Annotated in this window: 24 protein-coding genes and 1 tRNA gene; 9 read left to right on the top strand and 16 right to left on the bottom strand. The window is 59.8% G+C overall.

Annotation, left to right across the window (positions count from 1 at the left end; translation table 11 throughout):
• Positions 1 to 45: 45 nt before the first annotated feature.
• Positions 46 to 384 (bottom strand): multidrug efflux SMR transporter, encoded by a 339-nt coding sequence (locus tag BW09_RS02790; protein ID WP_044088195.1) that lies wholly within the window; start codon positions 382 to 384, stop codon positions 46 to 48.
• Positions 385 to 717: 333 nt separating this feature from the next.
• Positions 718 to 794 (bottom strand) — tRNA-Pro (locus BW09_RS02785).
• 266 nt (positions 795 to 1,060) lie between these two features.
• Between BW09_RS02785 and BW09_RS02780 the strand changes: the two genes are divergently transcribed.
• From BW09_RS02780 to BW09_RS02750, 7 genes are all read left to right on the top strand, one after another.
• Complete coding sequence (locus tag BW09_RS02780) at positions 1,061 to 2,044, top strand: SGNH/GDSL hydrolase family protein (RefSeq protein ID WP_258184961.1); 984 nt, start codon at positions 1,061 to 1,063, stop codon at positions 2,042 to 2,044.
• Between the two features lie 183 nt (positions 2,045 to 2,227).
• Positions 2,228 to 3,760, top strand: a complete 1,533-nt coding sequence (locus BW09_RS02775; RefSeq protein ID WP_375137541.1) for a UTP--glucose-1-phosphate uridylyltransferase — start codon at positions 2,228 to 2,230, stop codon at positions 3,758 to 3,760.
• 151 nt (positions 3,761 to 3,911) lie between these two features.
• Entirely contained in the window at positions 3,912 to 5,831 is a 1,920-nt protein-coding gene (locus BW09_RS02770) for a YafY family protein (protein WP_044090257.1), read from the top strand.
• Between the two features lie 13 nt (positions 5,832 to 5,844).
• The gene (locus tag BW09_RS02765) at positions 5,845 to 6,162 is read left to right on the top strand and encodes a hypothetical protein (protein ID WP_044090256.1); all 318 of its coding nucleotides are present in this window, start codon (positions 5,845 to 5,847) and stop codon (positions 6,160 to 6,162) included.
• 12 nt (positions 6,163 to 6,174) lie between these two features.
• Positions 6,175 to 8,754, top strand: a complete 2,580-nt coding sequence (locus BW09_RS02760) for an RNA helicase (RefSeq protein ID WP_044090255.1) — start codon at positions 6,175 to 6,177, stop codon at positions 8,752 to 8,754.
• Between the two features lie 98 nt (positions 8,755 to 8,852).
• Positions 8,853 to 9,200: an RNA polymerase-binding protein RbpA gene (locus tag BW09_RS02755; protein WP_044090254.1), complete on the top strand. Its 348-nt coding sequence runs from the start codon at positions 8,853 to 8,855 to the stop codon at positions 9,198 to 9,200.
• 168 nt (positions 9,201 to 9,368) lie between these two features.
• Positions 9,369 to 10,088, top strand: a complete 720-nt coding sequence (locus tag BW09_RS02750; protein ID WP_044090253.1) for an HAD hydrolase-like protein — start codon at positions 9,369 to 9,371, stop codon at positions 10,086 to 10,088.
• Positions 10,089 to 10,223: 135 nt separating this feature from the next.
• Here the strand turns inward: BW09_RS02750 and BW09_RS02745 are convergent, their stop codons facing one another.
• A complete protein-coding gene (locus BW09_RS02745) occupies positions 10,224 to 10,658 on the bottom strand; it encodes a DUF3592 domain-containing protein (RefSeq protein ID WP_044095869.1) in 435 nt (144 codons plus the stop codon).
• A 305-nt stretch (positions 10,659 to 10,963) separates the two neighbouring features.
• On the opposite strand from BW09_RS02745, the gene BW09_RS02740 reads away from it, so the two are divergent.
• Positions 10,964 to 13,924: a CAP domain-containing protein gene (locus BW09_RS02740; RefSeq protein WP_140462736.1), complete on the top strand. Its 2,961-nt coding sequence runs from the start codon at positions 10,964 to 10,966 to the stop codon at positions 13,922 to 13,924.
• A 331-nt stretch (positions 13,925 to 14,255) separates the two neighbouring features.
• Positions 14,256 to 14,651: a hypothetical protein gene (locus BW09_RS02735; protein WP_044090251.1), complete on the top strand. Its 396-nt coding sequence runs from the start codon at positions 14,256 to 14,258 to the stop codon at positions 14,649 to 14,651.
• 157 nt (positions 14,652 to 14,808) lie between these two features.
• Here the strand turns inward: BW09_RS02735 and BW09_RS02730 are convergent, their stop codons facing one another.
• The 13 genes from BW09_RS02730 to BW09_RS02670 all read right to left on the bottom strand — a co-directional run bounded on the left by BW09_RS02730 (position 14,809) and on the right by BW09_RS02670 (position 25,629).
• Positions 14,809 to 15,156 carry a hypothetical protein gene (locus BW09_RS02730; protein ID WP_044090267.1) on the bottom strand — a complete coding sequence of 116 codons (348 nt, stop codon included), beginning with the start codon at positions 15,154 to 15,156 and terminating at the stop codon, positions 14,809 to 14,811.
• Between the two features lie 68 nt (positions 15,157 to 15,224).
• On the bottom strand, positions 15,225 to 15,857 hold the full coding sequence (locus BW09_RS02725; protein WP_140462734.1) for a MerR family transcriptional regulator: 633 nt from the start codon (positions 15,855 to 15,857) through the stop codon (positions 15,225 to 15,227).
• 79 nt (positions 15,858 to 15,936) lie between these two features.
• Positions 15,937 to 16,380, bottom strand: a complete 444-nt coding sequence (locus BW09_RS02720) for an FHA domain-containing protein (protein WP_044090249.1) — start codon at positions 16,378 to 16,380, stop codon at positions 15,937 to 15,939.
• Between the two features lie 6 nt (positions 16,381 to 16,386).
• A complete protein-coding gene (locus tag BW09_RS02715) occupies positions 16,387 to 17,208 on the bottom strand; it encodes a DUF881 domain-containing protein (RefSeq protein ID WP_140462733.1) in 822 nt (273 codons plus the stop codon).
• Between the two features lies 1 nt (position 17,209).
• Entirely contained in the window at positions 17,210 to 17,542 is a 333-nt protein-coding gene (locus tag BW09_RS02710; RefSeq protein ID WP_044090247.1) for a small basic family protein, read from the bottom strand.
• Positions 17,542 to 18,519 (bottom strand): DUF881 domain-containing protein, encoded by a 978-nt coding sequence (locus BW09_RS02705; protein WP_140462732.1) that lies wholly within the window; start codon positions 18,517 to 18,519, stop codon positions 17,542 to 17,544. Before BW09_RS02705 ends, BW09_RS02710 begins: the two co-directional genes overlap by 1 nt.
• On the bottom strand, positions 18,509 to 19,126 hold the full coding sequence (locus BW09_RS02700; protein ID WP_140462731.1) for a CDP-alcohol phosphatidyltransferase family protein: 618 nt from the start codon (positions 19,124 to 19,126) through the stop codon (positions 18,509 to 18,511). Before BW09_RS02700 ends, BW09_RS02705 begins: the two co-directional genes overlap by 11 nt.
• A 14-nt stretch (positions 19,127 to 19,140) precedes the next feature.
• A complete protein-coding gene (gene hisG / locus BW09_RS02695; RefSeq protein WP_140462730.1) occupies positions 19,141 to 19,992 on the bottom strand; it encodes an ATP phosphoribosyltransferase in 852 nt (283 codons plus the stop codon).
• 219 nt (positions 19,993 to 20,211) lie between these two features.
• On the bottom strand, positions 20,212 to 20,493 hold the full coding sequence (locus BW09_RS02690) for a phosphoribosyl-ATP diphosphatase (protein WP_258184959.1): 282 nt from the start codon (positions 20,491 to 20,493) through the stop codon (positions 20,212 to 20,214).
• A gap of 99 nt (positions 20,494 to 20,592) precedes the next feature.
• Positions 20,593 to 21,261 (bottom strand): ribulose-phosphate 3-epimerase, encoded by a 669-nt coding sequence (rpe, locus tag BW09_RS02685; protein WP_044090242.1) that lies wholly within the window; start codon positions 21,259 to 21,261, stop codon positions 20,593 to 20,595.
• Between the two features lie 63 nt (positions 21,262 to 21,324).
• Positions 21,325 to 22,257 (bottom strand): prolipoprotein diacylglyceryl transferase, encoded by a 933-nt coding sequence (lgt, locus tag BW09_RS02680; RefSeq protein WP_044090241.1) that lies wholly within the window; start codon positions 22,255 to 22,257, stop codon positions 21,325 to 21,327.
• A 200-nt stretch (positions 22,258 to 22,457) separates the two neighbouring features.
• The gene (gene trpA / locus BW09_RS02675; protein ID WP_044090240.1) at positions 22,458 to 23,327 is read right to left on the bottom strand and encodes a tryptophan synthase subunit alpha; all 870 of its coding nucleotides are present in this window, start codon (positions 23,325 to 23,327) and stop codon (positions 22,458 to 22,460) included.
• Between the two features lie 214 nt (positions 23,328 to 23,541).
• Positions 23,542 to 25,629 (bottom strand): bifunctional indole-3-glycerol phosphate synthase/tryptophan synthase subunit beta, encoded by a 2,088-nt coding sequence (locus tag BW09_RS02670; RefSeq protein ID WP_044090239.1) that lies wholly within the window; start codon positions 25,627 to 25,629, stop codon positions 23,542 to 23,544.
• Positions 25,630 to 25,720: the final 91 nt, after the last annotated feature.

Below are 25,720 nucleotides of genomic sequence, written 5' to 3'. Positions count from 1 at the left end.
CAATGTCATTATTGTCAATGATGCTGCATTCCTCGGATCCATAATCTACTGGACGGCCGTATGGCTGCCCCATTGCAGCACGATGATGCCGACAATCATGATTGCCATGCCCAGCCACATACGCCAGTTCAACGGATCCTGGAAGGCGAAATGCGCGATGATCGCGGTGGCAATGATACCCACGCACGACCATACGCCGTACGCCAGCGCGGTCGGCATGCCACGATCCAGTACCTTGGCGAGCAGGAAGAAGCAGACGCCGTATCCAAACACCACAGGAGCCACCCAAGCAAGTCTGCTGAACCCCTCCGATGCGCGCAGCGACAGCGTGGCAGCCACCTCGCAGAAAATAGCTCCGAACAGCATCAACCACGTCAGCGCCATAGTCATCTCCTCCTCGCGATTATATGCTCCGATCCGGCTGAATCGGTCGATTCGGCCACAACCTATCATCCCGCGCAGGACAAAACATCATCGTCTCGATATCGCAAAAACGCAAACACCTTGTCATGGTTGCCGTGGTTCGCCTATGTCCACCCACCGTGACTGTCTCGTCCTGATGTCGCCATCGTTACCGCCCGCAAGGCACATGCACACCAAACCGCGAAGAGCCATGAAACCGCATGGCCCTTACACACCAAAATCGGAAGAGCCGGATAAGCCCCCATTCCGGCCGGAATACGAAAAAGCCCGGAATCGTTGAAATTCCGGGCTTTCTGGTCGGACCAGCGGGATTTGAACCCGCGACCCCTTGACCCCCAGTCAAGTGCGCTACCAAACTGCGCTATGGTCCGATGTTGCAAAAGCAACAGTTGAATAACTTACCATATTCGCTTGCATTCGCAAAACAGCGTGTCGCGTTGAAATCTCAAACGGACCACTAGTAAGCCTCGCCGTAAGTTCGTTGATTAATTCACTACCCCTCAGTCCCGCTTCGCGGGCCAGCTCCCCTGACAAGGGGAGCCCCCATTTTATTCAATGAATATCTGACGCGGGATACTAGTGTCTTGCACCAGATATTTGCCGACAAAATGACTTTCCCCTCAGTCCCTCGTCCCGCATGCAAAAGGTGACCGGCAATCGACTCGCAGAGGAGCAATCCTCATACCGGTCCATCATGTGCATCCGATGGCATCATCGCTCTGGCACCATCGTTACAATGAGGCGCGGCGGCATCATATGCGGCACACGCGGTACCAAGCATATAGACGGCACCAAGCATACGGACGAACTGGGGGAGAGGGAGACGATCATGGCATTGTCGTGGTGGGAGAGGCCTATCGCGCTAACGGAGGCTGTGGTCGCTCAGCATACGGTGAAGCTCGCGCCGGAACCGGATGGCGAGCGCCGCGGATCCGTGCCAATGCCCCATGACGCGGATGCGCAGCATGCAACAACCTCTGATATCGACAATGGAACTGTGAGTTCCGAGGCATCAGGACCAACCGTCCGAACGGCAGCGCCGTTCTCCCTGGTCGTCGTCGGCGATTCGCTGACCGTGGGATGCGGTGTCGACGACCAGCAGGAAGGTCTGGTGCCCGACATGGCCCGCACGCTGGCCTCCATAATCAATCGTCCCGTGCAATGGGCGACGTACGGCAGACTCGGTGCCACCATGCGCCGTGTACGCTTCCGTCTGCTGCCGCAGGTCAAGGAACAACCTGATCTGCTGGTGCTTTGTGCCGGGTCCAACGACGTGATGGCCAGACGCAGTGCCAAGGAGTGGCGCTCGGATCTGACTGCTGCCATCGACGAGGCAAAGGCTCTGTGCCCGCATGTCGTAGTCATCAGCTCCGGACAGGTGTACCGGTCTCCGGCGCTCGGACGGGTCCTGCGCAAAGCCATTCTGGACATGACCGACGCGCAGACGGCCATCAGCAAACGCATCTGCGCCGACAAACAGGTGCGATTCGTGGATATGACGCATTACGATACCGGCCTGACCGATGACGAATTCTGGGCTTATGACAACTTCCACCCATCGAAGCGGTGCTATCAGATGCTGGCGGACGGCGTCATCGCGCAGGCATCGACTGATTTCTGATTCCTTACTTCCAAGTACGGCTCCTCACACTTGGGACCTCATACACATCTCCATTCGGTATGCTGTTCACGTGTTGTTCATCAGAAAAGCATCCCGTTATCCCATCTGACACCCTTGTTACAGGGTATTCTGCTTGTTCAAGCGATAGACTTGTGCCTTGTAGTTTTGACGAAAGGGATTTGAATGACCGAACCGACCAACGGCACGCAATCAGGCGACGAGGAAGACAAGATCGAAAACACTCGTACTACTATCGACGTCACACCCTCAAGCGGCGAAGAGAACGCCGATGATGCGCTGTTCGAACGCTCCGCCGTCAAAATGCGCGAACATGGCATGAGCGAAACTGCCATCAACCAGTTCCATCACCTGTTCAATGTCTGGCGCCATGAGGAATCATCTAGTTGGATTCGCGAGGAGGACGTCGAGCCGCTCGAAAAGGTGCCGAGCTTCCATGACGTGTATGAGACCATCAACCACGACAAGGCCGTAGACGCTTTCGCCAAGACCGCTTTCCTCAAGCTCAACGGCGGACTTGGCACCTCGATGGGTCTCGAATGCGCTAAGTCCCTGTTGCCTGTTCGTCGCCATAAGGCCAAGCAGATGCGTTTCATCGACATCATCATCGGCCAGGTGCTGACCGCCCGCAACCGTCTTCACGTGGAACTGCCGCTGACCTTCATGAACTCCTTCCGCACTTCCGCGGATACGATGAAGGTGCTCAAGTACAATCGCAAGTTTGAACAGACCGAAATCCCCATGGAAATCATCCAGCATCAGGAGCCGAAGCTGGTGGCGGCCACCGGAGAGCCGGTCAGTTTCCCGCAGAACCCCGAACTGGAATGGTGCCCGCCGGGACATGGTGACCTGTTCTCCACTATCTGGGAGTCCGGTCTGCTGGACGTTCTGGAGGAGCATGGGTTCAAGTACCTGTTCATCTCGAACTCTGACAATCTGGGCGCGCGCCCCTCGCGCACCCTGGCACAGCATTTCGAGAATACCGGAGCGCCGTTCATGGCCGAAGTGGCCATCCGCACGCCTGCCGACCGCAAGGGCGGCCACATCGTGAGGGACAAGGCCACCGGCCGCCTCATGCTCCGCGAAATGAGCCAGGTGCATCCGGACGACAAGGAAGCGGCACAGGACATCTCCAAGCATCCGTATTTCAACACGAATTCGATCTGGATTCGCATCGACGCGCTGAAGGCCAAGCTTGCCGAATACAATGGCGTGCTGCCGCTGCCGGTGATCCGCAACAGGAAGACCGTGGACCCCACCAACCCTGATTCCGAGAAGGTCATTCAGCTGGAAACCGCGATGGGCGCCGCCATCGGACTGTTCAACGGGGCCATCTGCGTGCAGGTCGACCGCATGCGGTTCCTGCCGGTGAAGACCACGAACGACCTGTTCATCATGCGTTCCGACCGCTTCCACCTGACCGATACCTATGAGATGGAGGACGGCAACTACATCTTCCCGAACGTCGATCTCGATCCACGGTTCTACAAGAACATCCATGATTTCGACGAGCGTTTCCCCTATGCGGTCCCATCGCTGGCCGCCGCGAATTCGGTGACCATCAAGGGGGATTGGACGTTCGGACGCGATGTGGTCATGTTCGCCGACGCCAAACTCGAAGACAAGGACGAGCCGAGCTACGTGCCCAACGGCGAATATGTTGGCCCGCAAGGCATCGAGCCTGACGACTGGGTGTGATGGCACTGCGGAATTTGGCGGCTCCGGCAAAAAAGAGCCGCCAAATTTCGTGAAATGGCGCATAATACAGAAAAAACCCTCTAATATAGAGGGAGCGTGAGGAAAAAATCTCACACACTTATAACGAAACAATAATTACACGTGAGGACTAATGGCAGAAGGTACAAGCGGGCGTCGGCGTTTTTCCGACAAGTGGGGTAAGCACGAGCTGGATGTACTGGCCGTGTTGTCGTCCGCGTTCCCGCAATGGCTGACTTCCCGCCAGATTGCACAACGAGTCAAGGCCTACGCCGATTCGTATGGGGAACTCGCCGATCAGGCGGCAAAGGCGGCATTCGCCAAACAATTCCAGCGCGATCGCGCCAAGCTTGCGGCCATGGGCATTGCCATCGAATCACGCCAGCCGGAATACTCTTCGAAGTCCGAAGGCCAAGATTTCGCATCATATCGTCTGCAATTGGGTGATGAGCCTCGCATACGCCTGATGTTCGAGCCTGAGGACATGCCTGTTCTGGCCGCAGCCAATTATCTTGCACGCTCCATGGCGATTTCCTCCGAGCCCGACCAATCGCAGATCGCTCAGAGGGCATCCCGCACCACCCCCCGCGTCCCGCAGACACCCATTCCGGGCTTGGGTCTGGATTCCATCGCTCCGGGGCTTGGTACGCAGCACATTCCGGACTCGCTGGTCAAGGTGATCGACTCCCGTCGCTTCGCAGCCACGGTGGACGTTGATGGCGAACAGCTGAATGTGGCGTATACGGATTCCGACGATCTGGCCATGTACGTGCTGGAGCATCCCGGCGCCATGATTGTCAGCCCCCAGGAGGCGGTGGACGCCTATCACCGTCGTCTGCACGCCGCCAGCCAGTTCGCCTTGGCCGACGAATCCGCCGGTCCGGTCAGCGCATCCGTCGTGTCTCCCTCGATCAGCCGCGAAGTCAGCGAGCCAGGCGACCCGGAATCCATCAAGGCCCAGAACAAGAAAAGCAGCTCGGCGTTCCAGACGGGCAGCGAGGTCGATCGACGCCTGCGCCTGATGCTGTTCCTGTCTGCGCATCTCGGCGAGGAATTCTCGATGAGCGAGCTTGCGGTCCGCTTCATCGGCAAGCCCAAGAACGATGATGAGTTGAAGAAGTTCGTCAACATCATCCACAAGGACATCAATACCCTTACCACGGTGTCCGATGACGGCGAAATGGCGGGAAGCCAGTTCTTCGACATCGATTGGCCGCTGCTGGACTCGGAAGGCATCGTCTCTGCGACGAATTCCCTGGGCTTGGAGCGTCTCGCGGGCATCTCGCCCCAGTATCTGAGCATGCTGACCGCATCGGTGAGCTATCTCGCCCATTCCCCGCTGCTGCCCGACAAGCAGCGCGCCCAAGCCGAATCGCTGTATATGAGGCTCCGCCGTCACGTGACTCCCGGGCAGACACCGTGGCTGAGCCTGACCGGCTACGAGCTCGAGCCGCGCAGCTTCTCCGTGGTCAAGCGTGCCATCAACACCGAATCCCTGCTCGACATGGAATACACCGATGGCACCGGTCGCACCCGGCGCAAGCTGGTGGCGCCGGCGAAGATCTTCATCGATGAGGGCGTCTACTATGCGGCCGTCTATACGGACGTCGAATCCGCCGCCCCCAAGGAGAAGAAGGCATACGTCTCCAAAGACAAGACCATCGACAAGGCGAACGGAAAGCCTCGCACCTGGCAGGTGCTCCGTTTGGCCCGCATCGAAAAGGCCGAGGTCGTCAAGCCCGTCCAGGCCATCGATGTGCCCAACATGCCCGTCAGCGAACTGCGCAAGTGGAGCTTCGACAATGGCACGGAAGCGGTATTCATCACCGACCAGGCGGATCTGCCGTTCATCAAGACGCTGCCGGGTGCCACTGTGGAACAGTGCGGAGCGGGGGAGAAGGTGCATCTGACCGTTTCCTCCGACTCTTGGTTCGTCGCCTTCTGCATTGCGCACGCAAGACATATCACGGCGGTCGCCCCGGAAACGCTTCGCACCATGATCATCGCCCGCGCTGAACGGGAATTGAGCCTCAGCGCCAATGCATCCAAATAAGTAAGGAGTCGCCATGCCTTGGTGGATATGGCTGATATTGGCGCTGTTCATGCTTGCCATGATCATCTGCGGACTGGCATACGCAGGTATTCATGGAATCCGCGCATTGCGCGATGCAAGCGAAACGGGTGACCGCATCGGCGAAAAACTGTCGGCAATGGGCGAGCCAGATTCGGTCGGGCACACGCCTGAGCCCGCCATCTTCACCCAGCCGTTGAGCGTCGCGCAGGATCGCTATGCCGAAGCGCATGCGGAGGTCATTCGACGTAGGGCGGCAAAACGTGAACGCCACATCCGGGCCTGGAACAGGTGGAAGCGGTTCAACGACTAAACGAAAGACATCATGGCACGTCACCATCATCAGAAGGCTGATTCATCGGAAACGAAACTCAGTCCTGCACAACGGTACGCATCATTCCAGAAAACCAAGCAACGTCGTTCAACGATTGCCGCACGGTTCGCGGCGACGCTGCCATTCGACTTGGATGATTTCCAGCAGGACGCCAATGAGGCTCTCGAGGCCGGCAGCAATGTGCTGGTGGCCGCACCTACAGGCGCAGGAAAGACGGTAGTGGCCGATTTCGCCATCTATCTGGCTCAGGACCGCAACGTCAAAGCCTTCTACACCACTCCGATCAAGGCGCTGAGCAACCAGAAATACCATGATCTGGTCGCCGTCTACGGGCCTGACAAGGTGGGACTGCTCACCGGAGACACATCCATCAACTCCGAAGCGGACATCGTGGTGATGACCACCGAGGTATTGCGCAACATGATCTACGAGCGGTCGACCACGCTCAGCGCATTGCGGTATGTCATTCTCGACGAAGTGCATTATCTGGCGGATCGTTTCCGGGGACCCGTGTGGGAAGAGGTCATCATCCATCTTCCCCAAACCGTTAAAATCGTGGGGCTTTCCGCAACGGTATCGAATGTGGAGGATTTCTCCCGGTGGATAGCCTCGGTGCGCGGTGAGACCAAGCTGGTGATCAGTGAACATCGGCCTGTACCTTTGGAACAGCATGTCATCGTTCAGCAAGACGACCATACCGAGCCGGAAGTCATCGACCTGTACCGGCGCGATGGCCAGGGGCAGCAGACCACCAAGCTCAATCCGGAACTGATCAACACCCTTGACCGCTTGGATCGCAAAGCCGCCAGAAGGCGCGGCGAGCAGCGTCCCGACAAACGCAAGGGATTCAAAGGCAAGGGGCCTAAGGGCCGTGAGCCGAAGCCACAACGCCATACACCACGCCGCTGGGCAGTGGTGGATGAACTGCATTTCCTAGGCATGCTGCCGGGCATCTATTTCATCTTCTCCCGTAACGGCTGTGATCAGGCCGTCGAGCAATGCATCAACGCTGGTCTCGAATTGACCACGGATGAGGAGGCCATCAAGATCCGCCGCATCGTGGACGACATGGTGGCCGGACAGCTCAGCCAGGAGGATCTCAAGGCCCTGCAGTTCTCGAAATTCCGTTTCGCGCTGGAAGAGGGCTTCGCCTCGCATCATGCCGGCATGATCGCGCTCTTCCGGCAAATCGTCGAACGCCTGTTCGAGGAAGGTCTGGTCAAGATGGTCTTCGCCACCGAGACGCTGGCCTTGGGCATCAACATGCCCGCCCGCTGCGTGGTGGTCGAAAAACTCGAGAAGTACAACGGCACCGGACACGTCGCGCTGACCCCGGGCGAGTTCACCCAGCTCACGGGACGAGCGGGACGCCGCGGCATAGACACCATAGGCCATGCCATCGTGGTCGATCATCAGGATTTCATCCCCGCCACGGCGGCGGCATTGTCATCCAAGCGTGTCTACCCATTGCATTCCAGTTTCCGCCCGACCTTCAACATGGCGGTGAACCTGCTCAACGCCAGCGACTATCAGACCGCACGCATCACGCTGGACCAGTCCTTCGCGCAGTGGGAGGCCAACGAGTCGGCATGGCAGTTGGAATCGCAGATCACCACGCTGAACAAGGCGCTGGATGGCTATGAGCAGGCATTCCAATGCAGCCATGGCGATTTCAAGCAATTCATGACCATCCGTATGCAATTGAGCGACATCGAGAAAGAAGGGCGGAAGAAGCTCAAGCACGAAGTGTTCCTGACCGACCACGACCGTTCCCAGGCGTTCCGGCAACTGGAAACGGACATTCAAACCCTCCGCAAGGCCGAGCATGAGCATCCGTGCCGGGACTGCCCGGATCTGCAGCAGCATCTCAAGTGGGGGCATCGCTGGGCGCGCGAGATGCGTGAGCTCAATCGTGTGACCGATCGCTACAACTCGCGCACCGGTTCCGTGGCACGCCAGTTCGACCGCATCTGCGATATCCTGTGCCAGCTCGGATATCTCGATCGGCGGGACCGCGGCGACGGTCAGGTGGATATGACCCTTACCGACAAGGGACGCATCCTGCGACGTATCTACAGCGAACATGACTTGGAACTGTGCGAGGCGATGCTCAGCGGCATGTTCAACAAGCTCGACGCCAAGGGCCTTGCGTCGGTGCTCTCGTCGTTGGTGTATGAACCCCGCCGTGGAGCGCAAGGCGAGCCCAGACACTATCCAGGCGGTGTTTCCGGACATATCGCCATCGCGGCCTCGCAATTGCGAGGCGTGTGCGCGAATATCGGCGAACTGTGCACGGATCATGGTCTTGAGGAACCCGAACAACCCGACTGCGGCATCGTGGACGTCATGTTCGAGTGGGCTGACGGCAATTCGCTGGCGTCGTGCCTATACGGAACGGATATGACCGGCGGTGATTTCGTCCGAACGGCCAAACGTCTGGCCGACGTGCTGCAGCAGATTGCCGCAGCCGGCCCGTTGCCGTTGAACGGGGGAGAGGCGTTGCAGGATATCGCCCATGAAGCCGCCGATCGAGTCAATCGCGGCATCGTATCCTACTCCGGAGTGGAATGAGCGTGAGCGCGCATGCAGGGATGGACCGGAATAGAAGTCTAGTCCGAACTGTTGCGTAAATTAGTACGGTTACTGAATTTGCAAGGGAGGATGCCGATATGGCAGAACGTAGCCTCAGGGGCATGAGCATCGGCGCGAAATCGCTGGAGTCCGACGACAATGTGGATTTCGCAGCCAGAAACGATGTGGCATACGTATGCCCGAAGGGACATCGCACCATCCTGCCGTTCGCCGAAGGCGCTGAGGTGCCCGACGAGTGGGAGTGCCGCTGTGGCGCTGTGGCCCACCGTGAGGGCGATGACGACCGTGAGGCCGATGAAATCAGCAAGCCGAGTCGTACACACTGGGATATGCTGCTGGAACGCCGCAGCGAGGAGGAACTCGCCAAGCTGCTGGAAAAGCGTCTGCAGATGCACCGTGACGGCTGGATTCCGGATTACGAGTGAGTCACAGTCCACGGAATACTACGTAAGTTGAACAACACGTGAATCGATGCCCAGTCAAAGCGACTGGGCATAATCATTGCTGAGGTATGGTTGCCGATGCATGAGAGTGTGCCTTGTCGCAACGCCATCGGCAACCTCACGATTTGACATGACAGGGGAGTACCTTCAATGGCACAGCATCCGAGAAATGTAGTTCTTCTCGATCTCGACGGCACGCTGACCAAGTCGGACGGCGGCATCATCGCATCCGTGGTCAAGACGTTCGAGGCGCTTGGGCGTCCGGTGCCGGATGACGAAGAACTGCATCGTTTCATCGGACCGGCCATTGTCGAATCCCTGCAACGCAACCATGTTCCCGAGGACGAGCTGGATCATGCGGTGGAGATCTACCGCAGCTATTATGCGGACAAGGCTGTGTTCGACGATCCGAACGAACCGGGGAACAAGGTGCCGGGCCGTCTGGTGAACGTCGTGTTCCCCGGCATCCGCGAACAGCTGGTCAAACTGCGTGAAGACGGTTATTATCTGGCTTTGGCCAGCTGCAAGCCCGAATACCAGTGCGTGCCGATCTGCGAGCATTTCCATCTGACCGAACTGCTCGACGGCATCTATGGCGCCTCCAAGGACAACTCACGACTCGACAAAGATCAGGTCATCCGATACTGCTTCGACAAGATCGGCTTCGACGCGGCACAGGGGGATAAGGCTGTGATGGTCGGCGACCGGTACACCGACATCGACGGCGCGCACGCCTGCGGCTTGGACACCATCGGATGCCGCTGGGGCTACGCGCCAGCCGGCGAAATGGAGGAGCACGGCGTCTACGAGATCATCGAGACCGTGAATCAGCTCGAAGATGCAGTGAACCGTTACTTCGCCTCGCATTAAGCGATTGTCGCAGTACGTGTCACGCTGACACTGTCCCTGCTTGTTCTTTCTCTCCGTCTATGGAGCGGGGACAGAAGGCATCATGCCATTGCCCTGACGGAATGATGCCTTCTGAAGCACATCGGCTATGATTGCTCAGCCAATCACGCCGAGCGCCGCACAAATCACAACTGCCAAACCGGCCGTAGCGTCAATCAGCCCTGCTCCGATGAATGCATACAACAGGCATCCAGATCCGCGCTCACTTTGAACATAGGCATCCGACGGATCTAACGGATTATAGCCCACAACCACATGTTCTCCGACTTGGTATTGGGCAGGGCGAGAGGACACCGGAGACACGATGGTGTAGTTGTCCTCACCTACGGTATAGGAGAACACCGGTTTCCATAACGTCCCATCATTGTCTTCCTCTTCGATGAGCCGAGATACCACGCCTGGCACAATCGCAGTGCATTGAGCTTTGCTCTCATTGGCTTCATTGCTTGCTCGCAGAAAGAGAGCAATAACGATAACTCCGACAACTACACAAACCAAGCCGATGAACATCAACAATTCTTGATCGCTCATTGCCAATAGCCTTTCCCCAAGCACAACGTGGCTTGCATCGGCCTTCGTCGGCCGGGCATTGCAACACGTCATCACCTCTCTGGCTCCGATATGAGCAACAACCATCGGCGCCCATCACGATTATCTCATAGTGAAAGGAACAAGCAAAAGACAGCGAAAGTACAACAGTGGATGTTGTCCATAGGTCGCATGCCGAAACCACCCCATTCGATGAGCTGCAGGGGAGTAAGATAACTCATGTCAGAGACGACAACTACCCCCGTTAGGGTTGGCAGAGACGAGACAGAGAAACGAGGAGGATTCTCATGGCAAGCAAACTCATGAAAGCCGGTGTCGCCACATTGGCGACCGCGGCAACCTTGGCGGCTCCGGCCGTGGCGATGGCCGACGAGACCGCGACCACGCAGACCGACATGGCAGCACAGGCGATCAGCCAGGCACAGGATGCCGTGCAGGCGGCGCAGGAGAGCACGGCTCAGGCCGTTCAGGCCGCGCCGACCGGTGTGACCGAAGCGCAGGCAAAGGCCGATGCGGCCGCCGGCGCATTTGATACGGCCAAGCAGAACCTGGATGCCGCACAGCAGGCGCAGCAGCAGGCGGCGCAGGAGCAGACGAACGCGCAGCAGGCGGCCGATCAGGCCGGTGTCGAACGTGATCAGGCCGCGAAGGATGTGCAGGACGCGCCCGGGAAGATCGAGCAGGCGCAGCAGGCGGTCAGCCAGGCGCAGCAGGCGATCGATCAGTCCCAGGAGGCGATGAAGCAGGCGCAGGCCGACCAGCAGGCCGCCGAATCGGACAGGACGCAGGCCCAGTCCGAGCTGGATCAGGCGAAGCAGGAGTCCGCCGGGCATCAGTCGGATGTCGGCAAGGCCCAGGAGAAGATCGACGCCGCTTCCAAGCAGGCCACCATCGCACAGTCGAAGGCCGATGATGCGGACAAGACCATCACCGCCGCCCAGTCGAAGGCCGACAAGGCCGACGAGGCGCTGAAGCAGGCCGAGCAGGCCCGCATGCAGGCTCAGGCGGAGCTCGACAAGGCGAAGGCCGGGCAGGCCGCGGCCAAGGGCGACAAGGCGCAGGCCGACGAGCAGGTGGAGACGGCGCAGGCGGCTTTGTACAAGGCCAAGCAGGCGGAAGCGGCGGCGAAGGCGGCGAAGGAGAAGGCGGACGCCAAGGTCGACCAGTTGTCGAAGGATGACGGCGGCCTGTCGGATCTGCTCGCCCGGTTGAAGGCCGCCCAACAGGCGGAGCAGGCGGCGAAGGAGGCGCAGGCGAAGGCGGATGCGGCTTCCAAGGCGGCGGCCGACACCGTGAACGCCTCCTCCGAGGACGCGCAGGCGAAACAGGAGGCGGCCGACCAGGCGAAGGCGACAGCGGACGCTAAGAAGCAGATCGCGGACGGCGCGCAGGCGAAACTCCAGCAGGGCGCGGTCGCCTACTTCGGCGACAAGAACGCGACGGACGCGGTCAAGGTGCTCACCGACCCGACCGTCACCCAGTATCTCCAGTACGTGCAGAACGGGCAGGCGAAGGACGCTACCAGCCTGGACAACATGATCAAGGCGCTCGGGTTCATCAAGCAGGTCAACGAGCTGCGCGCCAAGGAGGGTCTGCCGCCCGTGCAGGTGTCGGACACGCTCATGGCGATCGGCATGGCCGACGCCGACTACGCGTCCCAGAACTTCGAGCACCCGCTCCAGTTCAACACTTCGGAGAACCTGGCCTGGGGCTATCAGGACCCGTTCGACGGCTGGTATGTGAAGGAGAAGGAGAACTACGACGCGTACCAGGCCGGCAAGTGGACGCTCGACGACCCGTCGGGATGCCCTAACCCCACCGACTGGGGCAACGGCAGCGTCTCATGCCAGACCGGCCATTACACGAACATCGTCGGCAAGGACTGGACCACCGCCGGCTTCGGCTTCAGCCAGAACGGCAACCTCGGCTTCGGCAGCACCGTGCACGCGCTTGAATTCCACGACAACGGCGGCCTCTGGTCGTCCGGTGCCAACGGAGTCAGGCTCGACCAGGGCCGCACCCTGGACGTGGACGCGTATCTCAAGGATCTGACCGACTGGAAGACCGGCTTGGAGAACGCGGGCTCCGTCTATCAGGACGCGTTGGCGAAGAGCGAGACCGCCGCCCAACAGGCGCAGGAGGCCGCGGACAAGCTTGCCGCCGCGAAGACCGCTGCAGACAAGGCCGCCCAGGAGGCCCAGGAAGCCAAAGCGAAGGCCGACAAGGCGGCTCAGGCGGCCAGGGAGGCGCAGGCCGCGTACGACGAGGCCGTCAAGGCGCAGGGCGACAAGGCGCACGCGTTGGAGCAGGCCCGCAAGGACCAGGATGTGAAGACCAAGGCATGGGAGACGGCCAAGCAGGACACCGCAGCCAAGCAGTCGGCCGTGGAGACGGCGGTGAAGGCGCAGTCGGACGCGCAGCAGCGTGTGGACGCGGCCGGCAAGGCCGTCCAGACCGCGCAGACAGACGTGGACAAGGCCGCCGCCCAGGCCGAACAGGCGAAGCAGGACAAGACCCAGGCGTTGGCCGCGATCAGCCAGGCGAAACTGGACAAGGCGCAGGCGTTGAAGGACCTTGACGCCGCAAAGTCCGCGAAGGCGAAGGCCGAGGCCGCGAAACGGCAGGCGCTTGACGCGAAGGCCGGTTCCGACCGGAAGGCCGCCGAAGCGCAGACCCACCTCGACGCCGCGCAGAAGAAGGTCGACGAGGCGCAGAACCGCTACGACACGGCAAAGGCCACATACGACAAGGCCACGGCCGACAAGAAGCAGGCGGAGGACACCATCACCTGGTACGAGGACGCGCAGCAGCGTCTCACGGTCAAGCAGACGGCATACCAGGCCGCGAAGACCCGTCTGGAAGCCGCGAATACAGCGAAAGCCAAGGCCGACAAGGCGTATGGGACCGCGAAGGCCACATACGAGTCGGCCAAGGCGGACAAGGATCGGGCCGACAAGGAGCTCGCCGCCGCTCTGAAGGCCCAGGCGGATGCGGACAAAGCCAAGCAGGACGCCGAAGCAGAGAAGGACCGGGCCGACAAGACGGCCGACCAGGCGAAGCAGGACGCGGCCGCCAAGCAGGCCAAGGCCGACCGGCTGTTCGGCGCCGACCCGCTCGCCACGACCGGCACGGACACTGCCACGATCCTCACCCTGACCGCTATCCTCACCCTGACTGGCGCCGGATGCGTGCTCACCCGCGTCCGCACCGCCAAGCACGCGGACGGATGGAGCCTCAGCCACAAGTGAAGCCTGCCGCCGGTGGGGGAGATGACGCACCTCTGCCGGCGGATTCAAGCTGAGACCCAGACGGACCGACACGCATTCAATTCAAACGGAATACGGTATCTGTGAGCACCATACGACAAAGACCCCCGACCATGAGCAAGCAACTTTGGCCCGCGATACCAGCGAATTCGTAGAAGCCGAAGAGGATATTACTCTCCATCTGCAAGAAACCGACGGTCTTCTTTTCTGAGAGAAGGAGACCGTCGGTTTCGTCAAAAACTGGAGGACCAGTGAAGTCGCGGAATAGTCCGATGATGGATGTGACTCTCGACTCTATCGGAAAGGCCGCTGAATGAATCCCATCCTCCGCAACCTGATTGTCGAAACGCTGGTCGTCATCCTCTTGGGAATATTGCTCGCCGCACGCATCGCTCCGGCCGAAATCGCATTCCCATCCGTCATCATCGTGGGAATCGCCGCCATATTCAACGCCATCATTCTCGTCGTGGGGCCGTCCACCGGCGAGGGCGTGGTACGACGGACGGATGACACCGGCAGGTATGACGAACCGGTGCACGGCTCCGAAATCGCGCTGACAGACGGCCGAACAGTCGAGGTGAAATGGAACGACATAACCCCGAACGGCAACAGAATCAACGACCTGCCGGAGGGGACCCGCGTATGGGTCTCGTATTGGAAGCGCCCGATCTTCGGTGACATCATCGGAGCCGTGAAGGTGCTTGGATAGCGCAGGTCTCGCATGTAAAAGCCAGCCGAGCCAACATTGCACGGCACCCAACCTGTTGCAGATCACCACAATACATTTATATGTCAGATAGTTTATATGCCAGATAGGCTGTACGTCATCTGTTCTTAAACCAATCTGACATAACGTACATTATCGGCTATTTGTCACTATTCTTATTTCCGCGCACAGCCAAGCCCAACCGCCGATCCATTTCGGTTTCCATCGCGTTATGCGCCTGCAGATACATGACCAGAATCTCAAGCATCACCAGCACGATGACGATGATTGCGCCAATCAACGCGTTTTGCTCATAGAATTCACGCACATCGATGTCCATCATGCCGGCGGTCAGCGCATAGACAGGAAACGGCACGATGGCCATCGCAAACGACACGACATGCGCCATGACCATCGTCCAGCTGACCGGATACACCGGCGGACGCCGCATTCTGGAGACAAACAGATGTCCACGAAGAATCGTCAACGCAATGATGTTCAGCGCCATGACCACAGCGATAATCCACAGCAAAGCAGGCAACAGCTCGATGAGCTTGGTCGTCACAAGTGTCTCCTTCAGGCGGTTTCGCGCTGTAGTCTACGCGCTTCGAGTTTCTTGCGCATGCGCATGGCAGTCAGCTCATCAATCGGACGGTTCATGGTGATTTTCATCGGCTGCGCCTCGAGATCAACATAATCCTCATGTTCCAAGGCTGCTTCAATCTGATGCCATAGCGAGCCTACGGACACGGCGAACACGGCCTTGCCGCTTTGCAGCAACTCCAGCATCTGCTCGCTGGTGGTGCATTCATGCACATGCTGTCCATCGCACATGATGGTCACATTGGCCAATTGCGCGGTGCTTCGCTGCGAGAGAAAACCTATGGCTGCAGTCACGTTCTGCAAGTTGACCCCGGCATCGAGTAGCCGTTTGGAGACAGCGAGAATGACCACGTCCTTGAACGAATACAGCCGTCGTGAACCGGAGCCATGCGATGGCGTAATCGACGGTTCCACAATCTGCTTTCTCGCCCAATAATCAAGCTGACGATAGGTAATGCCAGCGATTTTCGAGGCTACAGTGCCACGATATCCACGCTTGGCTTCCTGCGTGTCGGTGCTGGAGAACAACTCCCCCTGAATCGCCTCATCGTTCAAGTTCTCACGCTCCTTGAGCGGAATATGAAGATGCAAACCGATTGCTCCCATCGCACGCTCCTTGGCTTACACTGGATTCGGGATCGCTCATGTGATTCCGAATCCAGTGTAGGCCAAGGTCAAAAGGCGCTCATTGGGAGATAACGGCAGATTTGGTGAAGAACATGAGACGGAACTTGCCGATCATGATTTCGTCGCCGTTTTTCAGCACAGCCTGATCGACACGCTGACGATTCACATACGTACCATTCAGGCTTCCTGCGTCGATAACGGAGAAATGCCCATTGGCACGGCGGAACACGGCATGCTGACGGGACACGGTGGAATCGTCAAGCAGGATGTCGGCTCGCGGGTCGCGGCCGACGGTAATCTCATCCTCGTCAAGCAGGTAACGGGAACCGGATACCGCTCCCCTGGTGGAAATCAACAGGGCCGTTCCATCGGAAAGGCGCGTGATCGTATCCAGATCCTCCTGTGTCAGCGGACGGTCGCCGGTGGAGGTAACGGGCAATACATTGATTGCAGGCAAACCGATGATGGTGGTTTCGCCTGCGCTTGGAATCGGATCAGTCATAACTCCTCATTCTACAGTCTTCGCATACTGATTTTGCGTAGCTTCACGAACTTCGTCTATCACGATGTTATCGGAGGATTGCACATCGACATTCGCACCGTATTTCACCTGCAATTGAGCACCTACTCCCCCGGCGATATCAACTGCATTGGACAGTTCCTGAGGATTGCCGATGGCCTTGACGGTGTAAGGCGGCTTGATGGCGGTTCCGTCACAGATCAGCCCCTCATCGGCGTCGGCGATATATGTCGACGCGACCACGCGCACACTGTTCACCGCAATGACTTCGGCACCGGCGTTGCGCAGCTCCTCGATGAGGTTGAACATGATCGAAGCATCGACTTTGGCATCGGTCCCCAGGCTGATGGACACCGTCACGCCCCTGCCTCGAGCAGGCAGTCTGCCGGAAATCAGGCCACTGGCCTCCTCGTTCTGCTTGGCGATCTTACGCGCCTGCTCCTGCTCATCCGCAGCTGATTTCAACGACTCAAGCTGATTGGACAATTGCGTCTTGCGCTGCTCCAGATTGGAGATCTGCGTGTTCGATTCGTTGAGCAGACGAACCAGCTCGTTCTCGTCCAATGTCTCATACGTCGATTTAGTGTTGTTGATCTGGCTCATGTACGTGAATCCCAGCAACGCGCACATCAGCATGATGAGGATGGATGTGATCAAACGTGACCTGTTCGCGTGGCGGTTGAGATCCGCACGCGGCTTTCTGCGCACCTTGGGGAACGAGCCGGTTTCCATCCTGTCGTTGACTTTGTCCTGCGCATGCTGATCCCGCATTTTCTCCAGCATGTTATGCGATTGCGATCTGCGCGCCATGTCAGCCTCTGAAGATGAAACGCCTGATGGCAGACACATTCGAGAAGATACGAATGCCAAGCACCACGATGACGGCGGTCTGGAGCTGCGATCCAACACCGAGCTGATTGCCGAGGAACACCAGCAGCGTGGCAGTGACCACATTGGCGAGGAAGGATATGACGAACACGCGATCGGAGAAGCTGCGTTCGAAATAGGCACGTGCGGCACCGAGCAAGGCATCCAGGGCGGCGATCACCATGATGGGCAGGTACGGCTGCACAACTACGGGTATGTCCGGCTTGACGAACACGCCGACAACAACACCGATAATCAGACCCAGAACGGCTGCCATCACTGATTCCTCTCCGCATACTGAACATCGCCAGCAACTGCTGCTTTCAGTGTAATCGAGTTGGATGTGCTGATTTGAGGATAGATACCGGCTTTTTTGAATGAATCGTAAAGACTTTTCAATTTGGCGCTACCCATCTGCTCGGCCAACTCTGATTTGTTTCCTATCGCCTCGATGCTGTAGGGGCTTTCGATGGCAGTCATTCCAATGAGAATATGACCACCGGCCTTGCGTATGGATGTCTGCGCCCCTATGCGATTGCCGTTGATGGAGATCGCTTCGGCGCCGTTGCTGAACATCAAGGAGACCAGTTGCTGCAAATCAAGGTCAGTGACGACGCGGATATTACTGGTGGTTCCCACACGATTCGATGTGGATTGGTCAGCCTGGCTTGCCGCGATAGGGTCAGCCAGCGTCATGGTGATGCCAGGACCGGTGACCGCGACGGTGCCATTGACCAGTTCGTCTTGGATCAACGTGTCGCTTTTCACGTTGCCGGTGACCTTCTTTGACTGCTGGTCGACCTGAGACTTCAGGTCATTGACGTCGGCGGACAATTGCGTGATGGTATCATTACGGTTCTCAAGCTGGTTCACCAGAGTCTGTCGCACCTGCTTGCGGGGATCGGACTGCAATTGCTGCACGAACAGGCTGCCGGCGAAGCCCACAACAACGCAAATCACAAAGACAATGACGCGATTGGCCCAAAACGCAAACGTGGAACGATGCTCATGGACCAACCTCGAATCCGAGAACATGGGATCCATCGGCCTGTTGACCAAGTCGTCGATCAAGCGCAGGGAATCGTCGTCGGTCTTTCGCCGGCGACGTGTACGGATCGCGGCGACATCGTCGGGAGACAGGGCATGATGGGAATCGATGCCGGACACCGAGGCGGAGAATACGGCGCGCCGATGAACCGGAGCGTTCTCTTCCGATATCGGGAAGGATTCCGGTGCAATCGGATCAGGCGCCATACTTCTCCCCCAGTTCTTTGCGCAATAACGTGACGCCTTGACGGGTATAGATGTAACCGGCTAGCCAGTACATGGCCAGCCCCCAAATTCCGGCGGCAAGCGCCGCGAGATACAACGTGTGGAAGAACTGGCTGCTGCCCAGATCGGCGATGATAAGCGACACTATGGATATCATCAACAGCGCGGTGCCGGCCTTGCCCACAAAATGCACCGGCAACGGCCCGTATCCATATTGGGCGAGCCAGACAACCTGAATCGCCATCCACAGGTCACGGATACCGACCACCACCAGCATCCACATCGGTATGATTCCCGCAATGCCGAGTGCAAGGATGGAGCAGAAGATGAGCAGACGATCGGCCAGAGGATCGAGAATCTGACCGATCTTGCTGACTTGGTTGAATTTGCGCGCGATGATGCCGTCGACACCATCAGAAGCCGATGAAACGGCAATCAGCGCCAAAGCCTCGATCATGCTGTGGCGCGATATCAATGCGGTGATGAAGGGAATCGAAATGATCCTCAGTGCACTGATCAGATTCGGTACGGTGAAATAAATATCACGCGCTTCCGGACTGTATTGCGTATCGGTGTTCTGCTGTGACATGGCGGAAGACAGGTCTAGATGCGTGATGCCTGCAACGCGGTGACGATGATGCCGCGTGCGCCGACTTCATACAAATCATCCATCAGCTGGTTCACCTTGGCCTTGGGCACCATGACGCGCACGGCATTCCACTGCTTGTCGTGCAGCGGGGAGATGGTCGGGCTCTCGAAACCGGGGGTCACGGCCACGGCTGCGGACACCTTGCTGATCGGGATGTCGTAGTCCATAAGCACATACTGATGCGCGGTGAGCACGCCCTGAAGGCGGCGGGACAGCACCGCCAGACGCGGGTCGTCGGTATCAAGGCGCGGGGAGCGGATGAGGCAGGCTTCGGAGTGCATGAGCGGTTCGGCGAAGATGCGCAGGCCGGCGTTGCGCAACGTGGTACCGGTGGAGACCACGTCGGCGATGAGGTCGGCCACGCCAAGCTGCACGGAGGATTCCACGGCGCCGTCCAGGTGGATGGTCTCGGCCGTGATGCCGTGATCGGTCAGATAGTCCTGCACGAGCTTGTCGAAGGTGGTGGCCACGCGCTTGCCCTGGATGTCCTCAAGCTTGGAGATCGGCGACTCGTTCGGCGCGGCGAAGCGGAAGGTGGAGGCTCCGAAGCCGAGCGGCAGATGCTCGATGGCCTCGGTGCCGGAGTTCTTGAGCAGATCCTCGCCGGTGATGCCGACGTCGATGGCGCCACGGCCCACGTACACGGCGATGTCCAGCGGGCGCAGATAGAACAGCTCGATGTCGTTGTCCGGGTCCTGGACGACGAGCTGGCGCGGATTGGTGCGCAGACGGTATCCCGCCTCGGCCAGCATGTTCCAAGCGGGCTCGGACAGCATGCCCTTGTTCGGAACGGCGATTCTCAGCATAAATGCTCCTCTCCCTGATGGGAGTTACTGTGTGTACAGCTTCCTACGACTCAGATTTTCACGACGCAATCCATCGGTTGCGGCATTGAAGGCGTTGCTCTCGACTGTGGCCCGGACGATGCCCTGTACGTGGCACGGCGCGCGGTGCGCAGGGGCACGTACAAGGCATCGTCCGAAATGGCCAATCGGGATTGTGGCCGGTCAGATTCCGGCCCGCCGTCACAGATGCTTGTAGACGTCCTCGAGGGTCAGACCGTGCTTGATCATCATCACCTGAACGTGGTAGATGAGCTGGCTCATCTCCTCGGCGGTGCGGTCGGCGCCTTCGTACTCGGCGGCCATCCAGGTCTCGCCGGCCTCCTCGATGATCTTCTTGCCAATGAAGTGGGTGCCCTTGTCCAACTCCTCGACGGTCAGGGAGCCCTCGGGGCGGGTCTCGGCCTTCTCGCTCAGCTCAGCGAACAACGATTCAAACGTCTTCATATGTGTAACTGCTTTCATTGAATCCGACAGACATGCCATGCCATTGTCGGCTGTCGCACACGATGAGTCAATCCTCATCTCAAGTACGCGACAGCCGACATGGCATGCATTCCGTGTTCAGTCCTTGTATGCGGCCTCGGCCTTGACGCGGATGTCGTCGATGGCCTGGGCGGGGTTTTCGGCACCGTATACCGCGGAGCCCGCCACCAGCACGTCGGCTCCGGCCTCGGCCACGATGTGCGCGGTCTTGGGGCTCACGCCGCCATCCACCTGAATGCGAGTCTTGAGGCCACGGCGGGTGATCTCGTCACGCAGGCGACGCACCTTGGCCATCTGGTTGTCGAGGAACTTCTGACCGCCGAAGCCGGGCTCCACGGTCATGATGAGAACCATGTCGAACTCGTCGAGGATGTCGAAAATCGGTTCGACCGGTTCGGCCGGACGCACGGCGAAGCATGCCTTGCAGCCCATGTCGCGCAGCTGGCGGGCCAGCCGCACGGGGGCGTGCGTAGCGCCCATGTGGAAGGACACGGAGGCGGCGCCGAGCTTGGCGTACTCAGGTGCCCAACGGTCCGGGTCCTCGATCATGAGGTGCACGTCGACCGGCAGGTCGGTGACCTCGCAGATGCGCTTGACGATCGGCTCGCCCAGCGTGAGGTTCGGTACGAAATGATGGTCCATCACGTCCACATGGACGAGGTCGGCGTTGGCGATGGCCTTGAGGTCTCGCTCAAGGTTGCAGAAATCGGCGGACAGAATGCTGGGTGCGATTGCGATCTTGCTCATGGTTTCCTACCTTATCTTCCAAATGGGACTTGCCCTGTTATTTCATGGAGTATGGGATTCGCGTTAACGCTTCTTTTGCCTGCTCTTCTCCTCTTCGATGCTTTGGCGTTCGAGCTCGTCGGCGGTGACCGCCTGGAGTCTGCGCGCCAGCACCTGCGCATCGGAGCCGTGCTGGTAAAGCACAACGAAGAGGATGCAGCCGAGGACGAATACGATGATGGCGGTCCATACGTTGGTTCTGAGGCCCAGAATCACGGTGGAGTAGTTGATGCGCACATTTTCGATCCACGTGCGGCCGAGGCCATACCACATCATGTACATGGCGAACTGCTGGCCCGCCTTGAGCCGGTCGGCAAGTTTCTTGCCCAGATACACGATGAGGGCCGCGCCGATGAGGTTCCAGATCATCTCATAGAGGAACGTGGGGTGGAACAGCGTGGTGGTGTAATCCGGGCATTGCGAGCCGTCGTAGCAGATCTCGGACTTGCCGATGGCGTCGGCGTCATTGAGTTTCAGGCCCCAGGGCAGCGTGGTGGGCCATCCGTACAACTCCTGATTGAACCAGTTGCCGAGGCGCCCGATGGCCTGCGCGACCAAGAGTGCCGGTGCGATGGAATCAGCGAAGATGGCGAACGGGTAGCCGCGGTGCCGGCACCACAGGTACGCTGCCAGCGCGCCCACGGATATGCCGCCGAAGATGGCCATGCCGCCTTCCCAGACCTTGAGGATGTTGACAAGGTTGCCGGTGGGCGGGAAGTACATGCTCGGTGTGGTGATGCAGTGGTACAGACGGGCGCCGACCAAAGCGCAAGGCACGGTGACCAGCGTGGTGTCGAGAATCTGGTCGAAGTTGCCCCCGTACCGCTTCCATCGAGTGGTGAGGATCCACACGGCAACGCAGATGCCGATGAGGATGCAGATCGCGTACATGTGGATGGTGAATGGGCCGACCTGGAATTTGGAGAAGGTCGGCGAGGGGATATAAGCCAGATTCATGCTGCCTCTACTTGCTGGAGTTGCCGGACTTGCTGGTGCCGCATCTCACATGGTTTGACCTGATGTTGCGTGAACCACCCTACCGCGCGGTGCGCACCGTGACTGTCAGGATGATGTGCGGGCATGATGCATGCTGACATGCGACACGCCCAGTGCGCGCCGCATGTCAGGCAAATGTGTATGCCGACGCGCCCGGCGCATCAACGGGCGTTGTGGATGCCTTCGGCCAGTTCCTCGCTCTTGGCGGCCAGCAGCTTCAGGCCTTCGGCGGTGTCGCGCGCGGTCCTGTTGTCGTCCGCGAGCAGCGTGTGCACCAGCGCGGAGCCGACGATTACGCCGTCCGCGTAGGAGCCCACCTTGGCGCCCTGCTCGGCGGTGGACACGCCGATACCGACGCACACGTTCTCGGCGCCGGCCTTGCGGGTGCGCTCCACGAGCACCTCGGGAGAGGCGTCGAGATGCGCGCGTTCACCGGTGACGCCCATGCGGGCGGCCGCGTACACGAAGCCGCGGGCGTTCTTCGCCACCGTCTCGAGACGTTCGTCGGCCGAATCCGGGGAGACCAGGAAGACGCGGTCGAGGCCGTGGCGGTCGGAGGCCTCGATCCACTCGCCCGCCTCGTCCGGGATGAGGTCCGGAGTGATGAGGCCCGCGCCGCCGGCGTTCTCGAAGTCGGTGGCGAAACGCTCCACGCCGTAGTGGTAGATGAGATTCCAGTAGCTCATGACGAGCGGCACGCCGCCGGCGTTGGCCACCGTCTCTACGGCCTCGAACACGCGCTTGATGGTCTCGCCGTTCTTCAGGGCGATGGAGGACGCGGCCTGGATGACCGGGCCGTCCATGACCGGGTCGGAGTAGGGCAGGCCGATCTCGACGGCGTCGACGCCGTGCTCCACCATCGTCTTCAACGCTTCGAGCGAGACATCCGGGTTCGGGAAACCGTAGGGCAGGTAGCCGATGAAGGCGGGCTTGTTGGCGGCCTTAAACTTGGCGAACATAGCCTCGGTCTGGCTGGGCTTGTGGCTGATGCCCAACGGCTGTCCGGAAGGCGTGGTTGCAGTATTGGTCATATTCGTAAATCTCCTTATTCGTTCCCCTTGGCACCCCTGTGGGAAGCGCCGCGCAACGTAGCGATTGGCTTGCTATTCCCCGGTTCGGGAAACGGCAAACAGAGGACCTCTTATGGTTTGCTCTGGCTCCCCTCTCTGAGGGGAGCTGTCACGAAGTGACTGAGGGGAGCAATCGACGGTCTGTAGTTATTCCGCTATTCCGTTATTCCGCGCCTCACGCGACGGTGTTGCCGTGTGCGCCGGTCACCTCAAGGGCCTTGGCCTGGTCGTCGGTCAGGTAGCCGAACCACTTGCCGGCGGTGGCCATGTCCTTGTCGCCGCGGCCGGAGATGTTGATGATCATCACGGCCTTGTCGTAGCCCTTGGCCTTGAGATCGGCAGCGGCCTTGTATGCGCCGGCCACGGCGTGCGAGCTCTCGATGGCGGGGATGATGCCTTCGGTCTGGCTCAGGTCGCGGAAGGCGTTCATGGCCTCCTCGTCGGTGGCCCAGCTGTAGTTCACGCGGCCGATGTCCTTGAGCCAGGCGTGCTCGGGGCCCACGGAGGCGTAGTCAAGGCCGGCGGAGATGGAATACGTGTCGAGCGTCTGGCCCTCGTCGGTCTCCAGCAGGTAGCTCTTGGCGCCCTGGAACATGCCGAGCTGGCCGGTGCCGGGCGCGAAGCGGATGGCGTGCTTGCCGGACTCGGGGCCGTTGCCGCCGGCCTCGTAGCCGTAGAGGTTCACGCGCTCGTCGTCGAGGAAGGCGTTCATCACGCCTATGGCGTTGGAACCTCCGCCCACACAGGCGCATACCGCGTCCGGATGGTCGATGCCGTACCAGTCCTGAAGCTGCTGCTTGGCCTCCTCGCCGATGATCTTCTGGAAGTCACGCACCATGGCAGGGAACGGGTGCGGGCCCGCGACCGTGCCGAGCAGGTAGTGGGTGTCCTTGACGTTGGTGACCCAGTCGCGTAGGGCCTCGTTGATGGCATCCTTCAAGATGCGGTCGCCGAGCGTGACCTCGACCACCTCGGCGCCGAGCATGCGCATACGGGCCACATTGAGGGCCTGACGGCGGGCGTCGATCTGGCCCATGTAGATGCGGCACTTGAGGCCCATCATCGCGCACACGGTGGCGGTGGCCACGCCGTGCTGGCCGGCGCCGGTCTCGGCGATCACGCGGGTCTTGCCCATGCGCTTGACGAGCAGAGCCTGGCCGAGCGCGTTGTTGATCTTGTGCGCGCCGGTATGGTTCAGATCCTCGCGCTTGAGGAAGATGCGGGCGTCCAGACCGGTCTTGTCCTTGATGAGCTGGGCGAAGCGCGGCGCTTCGGTCAGCGGGCTCGGACGGCCCACATAACGCTGCTGCAGGGTCATGAACTCCTTGTGGAATTCGGGGTCGGCCTTGGCCTCATTGTAGACGCGCTCGAGCTCGTCCAGCGCGGTGATGAGGGCCTCAGGCACGTAGCGGCCGCCGAACTGTCCCCAGTACGGTCCCTGATGCTCGCTCAACGGGGTGGATTCGGATGCTTTCACTTGTGCTCCTGCCTTTACTAGTCGTTCCACTGCAAGTTCATGATCGTCGGCCGTGGCCACGCCCTCTCCCACCAGCACGGCGTCCGCGCCGGCGCGGCCGTAGTCCTCGACTTCGACCGCACCGAACACGCCGGACTCCGCCACCTTGATGACGTCGTCGGGCAGGTCGGCGGCCAGCTCGTTGTATTTGTTCACGTCCACGCGCAGGTTCTTGAGGTTGCGCGCGTTGATGCCGATCACCTTGGCGCCGGCTTTACGGGCGCGTTCGATCTCCTCGCGGGTGTGCGCCTCCACGAGTACGGTCATCTTGAGCTCATGTGCGAGGTCGAGCAGATGCTTGAGCTTCTCGTCATCCAGCGCGGCGACGATGAGCAGCACAAGATCGGCGCCGTGGGCGCGGGCCTCATAGACCTGGTAGTCGGTGATGATGAAGTCCTTGCGCAGCAACGGGATGTGCACGGCGGCGCGGACCTTGTCGAAATCGTCGAGGCTGCCGAGGAACCTGCGACCTTCGGTGAGCACGGAGATCGCGCTTGCGCCGCCCTGCTCGTATTCGCGGGCCAGCGCGGCAGGGTCGGGGATGTCGCTCAAGTGGCCCTTGGACGGGGACGCGCGCTTGATTTCGGCAATCACCGGGATACCGTCAGCGCGCTTGAGCCATCGCATCGCGTCGATTGGGGCCGGGGCCGCCAGCGCGGCCTGCTTCACTTCCTCCAGCGACACGGTACGCTCGCGGGTGTGCTGGTCCTCCAGCGCGCCCGCCACAAGTTCGTCCAAAACCGACATGATTCTCCCTTTGTTGCTGGTCGATCATGCGACACTCTAGGTCACCCTCTGGCCGATGGGCCTTGTGCGTCCTATATTTTGGGCGTTGCTG

This window comes from Bifidobacterium sp. UTCIF-1, assembly GCF_006408915.1.
GTDB classification, from domain to species: domain Bacteria; phylum Actinomycetota; class Actinomycetes; order Actinomycetales; family Bifidobacteriaceae; genus Bifidobacterium; species Bifidobacterium reuteri.
The sequence above is the reverse complement of the archived record's forward strand: the minus strand, read 5'-3'. Positions and strand labels throughout refer to the sequence as shown.

Bases quoted from the DNA above. Each gene is read 5' to 3' on its own strand.
- BW09_RS02790 (WP_044088195.1), bottom strand. From the start codon at position 384: ATGGCGCTGACGTGGTTGATGCTGTTCGGAGCTATTTTCTGCGAGGTG.
- BW09_RS02780 (WP_258184961.1), top strand. From the start codon at position 1,061: ATGCAAAAGGTGACCGGCAATCGACTCGCAGAGGAGCAATCCTCATAC.
- BW09_RS02775 (WP_375137541.1), top strand. From the start codon at position 2,228: ATGACCGAACCGACCAACGGCACGCAATCAGGCGACGAGGAAGACAAG.
- BW09_RS02770 (WP_044090257.1), top strand. From the start codon at position 3,912: ATGGCAGAAGGTACAAGCGGGCGTCGGCGTTTTTCCGACAAGTGGGGT.
- BW09_RS02765 (WP_044090256.1), top strand. From the start codon at position 5,845: ATGCCTTGGTGGATATGGCTGATATTGGCGCTGTTCATGCTTGCCATG.
- BW09_RS02760 (WP_044090255.1), top strand. From the start codon at position 6,175: ATGGCACGTCACCATCATCAGAAGGCTGATTCATCGGAAACGAAACTC.
- BW09_RS02755 (WP_044090254.1), top strand. From the start codon at position 8,853: ATGGCAGAACGTAGCCTCAGGGGCATGAGCATCGGCGCGAAATCGCTG.
- BW09_RS02750 (WP_044090253.1), top strand. From the start codon at position 9,369: ATGGCACAGCATCCGAGAAATGTAGTTCTTCTCGATCTCGACGGCACG.
- BW09_RS02745 (WP_044095869.1), bottom strand. From the start codon at position 10,658: ATGAGCGATCAAGAATTGTTGATGTTCATCGGCTTGGTTTGTGTAGTT.
- BW09_RS02740 (WP_140462736.1), top strand. From the start codon at position 10,964: ATGGCAAGCAAACTCATGAAAGCCGGTGTCGCCACATTGGCGACCGCG.
- BW09_RS02735 (WP_044090251.1), top strand. From the start codon at position 14,256: ATGAATCCCATCCTCCGCAACCTGATTGTCGAAACGCTGGTCGTCATC.
- BW09_RS02730 (WP_044090267.1), bottom strand. From the start codon at position 15,156: ATGGCGCTGAACATCATTGCGTTGACGATTCTTCGTGGACATCTGTTT.
- BW09_RS02725 (WP_140462734.1), bottom strand. From the start codon at position 15,857: ATGGGAGCAATCGGTTTGCATCTTCATATTCCGCTCAAGGAGCGTGAG.
- BW09_RS02720 (WP_044090249.1), bottom strand. From the start codon at position 16,380: ATGACTGATCCGATTCCAAGCGCAGGCGAAACCACCATCATCGGTTTG.
- BW09_RS02715 (WP_140462733.1), bottom strand. From the start codon at position 17,208: ATGGCGCGCAGATCGCAATCGCATAACATGCTGGAGAAAATGCGGGAT.
- BW09_RS02710 (WP_044090247.1), bottom strand. From the start codon at position 17,542: ATGGCAGCCGTTCTGGGTCTGATTATCGGTGTTGTTGTCGGCGTGTTC.
- BW09_RS02705 (WP_140462732.1), bottom strand. From the start codon at position 18,519: ATGGCGCCTGATCCGATTGCACCGGAATCCTTCCCGATATCGGAAGAG.
- BW09_RS02700 (WP_140462731.1), bottom strand. From the start codon at position 19,126: ATGTCACAGCAGAACACCGATACGCAATACAGTCCGGAAGCGCGTGAT.
- hisG (WP_140462730.1), bottom strand. From the start codon at position 19,992: ATGCTGAGAATCGCCGTTCCGAACAAGGGCATGCTGTCCGAGCCCGCT.
- BW09_RS02690 (WP_258184959.1), bottom strand. From the start codon at position 20,493: ATGAAAGCAGTTACACATATGAAGACGTTTGAATCGTTGTTCGCTGAG.
- rpe (WP_044090242.1), bottom strand. From the start codon at position 21,261: ATGAGCAAGATCGCAATCGCACCCAGCATTCTGTCCGCCGATTTCTGC.
- lgt (WP_044090241.1), bottom strand. From the start codon at position 22,257: ATGAATCTGGCTTATATCCCCTCGCCGACCTTCTCCAAATTCCAGGTC.
- trpA (WP_044090240.1), bottom strand. From the start codon at position 23,327: ATGACCAATACTGCAACCACGCCTTCCGGACAGCCGTTGGGCATCAGC.
- BW09_RS02670 (WP_044090239.1), bottom strand. From the start codon at position 25,629: ATGTCGGTTTTGGACGAACTTGTGGCGGGCGCGCTGGAGGACCAGCAC.